This window comes from Exiguobacterium sp. UBA1053 (genome assembly GCF_002316465.1).
Taxonomy (GTDB): domain Bacteria; phylum Bacillota; class Bacilli; order Exiguobacteriales; family Exiguobacteriaceae; genus Exiguobacterium_A; species Exiguobacterium_A abrahamii.
In genome coordinates this window covers 1-3,359 of sequence record NZ_DCDO01000014.1, presented here as the reverse complement: position 1 = coordinate 3,359, position 3,359 = coordinate 1, and the positions used below count along the sequence as shown (strand labels likewise).

The 3,359-nt window shown below is 49.8% G+C and carries 2 protein-coding genes; both read left to right on the top strand.

Going from position 1 to position 3,359, the window contains the following annotated elements:
* Nucleotides 1-229 precede the first annotated feature (229 nt).
* Entirely contained in the window at nucleotides 230-1,666 is a 1,437-nt protein-coding gene (locus tag B3G15_RS13450; protein ID WP_290721769.1) for an NAD-dependent succinate-semialdehyde dehydrogenase, read from the top strand.
* On the top strand, nucleotides 1,663-3,270 hold the full coding sequence (locus tag B3G15_RS13445; RefSeq protein ID WP_290721767.1) for an acetolactate synthase large subunit: 1,608 nt from the start codon (nucleotides 1,663-1,665) through the stop codon (nucleotides 3,268-3,270). The genes B3G15_RS13450 and B3G15_RS13445 overlap by 4 nt, the downstream gene beginning before the upstream one ends.
* Nucleotides 3,271-3,359: the final 89 nt, after the last annotated feature.

Below are 3,359 nucleotides of genomic sequence, written 5' to 3'. Positions count from 1 at the left end.
TTTAAAGTCAATGTTTCGGGGGTGATTCCACCATTTCACATCAACGGTTGTCACTCTTCGTTCACACTGAATATTTCAGGTCATTTTACATTACATTTACTGAATTATCCTACACTGTTTATCGGTCGATTTCTACCCTTTTGCATAACCTTTCCTTCCGAAAGTGAATCTTTTTTTCTTCGTTCGGGTATACCCTTACCAATGCATGTAAAAAAGGGGGATTTTCAGGATGAAGGGACAATTCTTTATTGGCGGACAATGGCTAGATCACGGACGAGAACGGACAGATGTTACGAATCCAGCTACTGGGGAAGTCGTCGGTAGTGTACCAAACGGAACAAAATCAGATGTCAACGATGCAGTAGAAGCAGCACGGAAGGCATTTCCTGATTGGTCGAAGCGGACAGTCTACGAACGTGCCGAACTTCTCGAGAAGTTATATACGAAGATGATTGAGAAAAAAGATGAAGTGGCTCGCCTGATGACGCTTGAAATGGGGAAACCGCTCGCTGAATCAGAAGGTGAAGTGCAGTATGCCGCAAACTTCGTCAAATGGTTTGCAGAGGAAGGAAAACGCGCTTATGGACGTGTCATTCCGACACATGATGCTTCTAAACGACTTCAAGTCATCAAACAGCCGGTTGGTGTCGTTGCTGCGATCACACCATGGAACTTCCCGGCGGCCATGATTACCCGAAAGCTTGCTCCAGCACTCGTCGCCGGATGTACGTTTGTCATCAAACCACCAACAGCGACTCCGCTTACCGCGCTTCGTCTTCTTGAACTCTGTCAGGAAGTCGGGATTCCAGAAGGCGTCGTTAATGCCGTTACAGGTAGCGGGAAAGCACTCGGTGAATCACTCGCGACACATCCGCATGTCGATAAGATCACCTTCACTGGTTCAACCGAAGTTGGACGGACACTGATGGCTCAAGGAGCAGAGACGATCAAAGCGATGTCGCTTGAACTCGGCGGACATGCACCGATTCTCGTCTTTGATGACTGTGACCTTGATTTAGCTGTCGCTGAGACGATTAAGTCGAAATTCCGTAATGGCGGTCAAACGTGCGTCTGCGGAAACCGGATTTACGTATCCGACTCGATCTATGATGCGTTCGTTGAAAAACTCGGGCAAGAGACAGCGAAGCTGAAGACCGGAAATGGTTTGGATGCTGAGACGAAGATTGGACCGATGATCAATAAAGCGGGTTACGATAAAGTCAAAAAACATGTCGATGATGCGACATCCGCTGGTGCACGAGTCGTCACGGGCGGAACAGGAACGACGGATGAGGAGAACGATGTCTATTATTATGAAGCAACCGTTCTCGCGGACGTAAAACCCGGCATGCTGATCATGAACGAGGAGACGTTCGGACCTGTTGCTCCCGTCCAGCGTGTCAGTTCTGATGAGGAAGCGGTTCGTTACGCCAACCAGACACCATTCGGTCTCGCTTCGTACGTCTTTACGAAGGATTACGCGCGTGCGATTCGTGCGATCGAAGGGCTTGATTATGGAATCGTCGGCTGGAATGATGGTGTTCCTTCTGCTGCGCAAGCACCATTTGGTGGAATGAAACAATCCGGTCTTGGGCGCGAAGGTGGCAGTGAAGGACTCGAAGCGTATCTCGAGACGAAGTACATTTCCATCGGTGGACTAGCGTGAACGCCGCGGATTGGTTCGTCCAATGTTTAGAGGCAGAGGGCGTCACGCATATCTTCGGTGTTCCCGGTGAGGAAAATATCACATTGCTCGAATCACTCAGTCGTTCGTCAATCACCTTCATCACGACACGTCACGAAACGAACGCTGCGTTCATGGCAGCGATGTTCGGTCGCCTGAGTGGGCGACCGGGTGTCTGCCTATCGACGCTTGGTCCCGGTGCGACCAACATGATGACCGGTATTGCAAGTGCAACGATGGATCACTCCCCTGTCGTTGCGATCACAGGTCAAGGCGCGACAGCACGGCAACATAAAGCATCGCATCAAATGTTTAATCTCGTAGACCTCTATCGTCCGGTCACGAAGTCTAGTACGTCCGTTCTGTCGGCGGAGGTCATTCCGGAAATTGTTCGACGTGCCTTTGCGACGGCACAAAGCGAAAAACCAGGGGCGACCCATATTTCTTTTCCAGAAGACATTGCAAAACAAGAACGTGATCAAGCAGCGACACCCTTACAGCAGGACAGTACACCAACGCATCTTCATTCCTTGACGATTGATGATCCCGATGCCTTACGTCTGATTGAGCGCGCAAAACGTCCCGTCATCATTGCTGGATTTGGCATTCATCGGCAACAAGCACTCGATGCGTTTCGAGCATTCGTCGAAAAGCTCCAAGCTCCCGTCATCGAGACGATGATGGGAAAAGGAGCGATTTCTTCGCACCATCCGCTTGCTGCACACACGATCGGTTTACCAGACGTCGATTACAATCAGCGGATTCTCGATGCGAGTGACCTCATCATCACGGTCGGCTACGATATTACGGAGTTACCTCCGCAAAAATGGAATCCGAAAAAGACACCAATCGTCCATTTGGATACGAATCCTCACGAAATCGATGCCTATTATCCGGTCGTCGCGAACCTAGTCGGACCACTCGTCGATATGCTGACTGTATTGACTCCTTTACTGCCCGAGCGTGCGTGGAACGACTGGCAACAAGATCGCGATAAATTACGCGACGAGATTCAAGAAACGTACTCGCTTGCCTTGCCTTTACATCCTCAAAGTATCGTCCGTGAACTCGAACGAACCGTCGGGGAGGATGGCATGGTCTTCTCGGACGTCGGTGCACACAAAGTCTGGCTCGCACGCCATTATCAAACGACACGTTCGGATCAGTTGTTCATTTCCAACGGATTTGCTTCGATGGGCTATGGTTTATCGAGTGCGCTCGCAGCCAAGCTGTTATATNNCGCTGGAGATGGTGCCTTTTTGATGAATGGACAAGATCTTGAAACCGCCGTTCGTCTGAAGCTTCCACTTGTCGTATTGATTTGGCGTGACGGAACCTATGGCCTGATTGAATGGAAACAACAACAAGCGTTTGGGCGGTCGTCCTACATCACGTTTGACAATCCAGACCTCGTTCAACTGGCTCATGCTTTCGGCGCACTCGGTCTCCGTGTCGGTGAACATGGCTCCCTCGCACATTGTCTTGACCAAGCATTTGCAAGTGATGGACCCGTTTTAATTGACTGTCCGGTCGATTATCGGGAAAATCTAAAGTTAAGTGAACGTCTCCGGACGTATGGAGGGTGATATACATGACACAACCACGTAAACTGCAATCTATTTCTGATTTTGATCAATTTGCGTCCGAACATACCGCGTTCGTGATTTGCAAACAC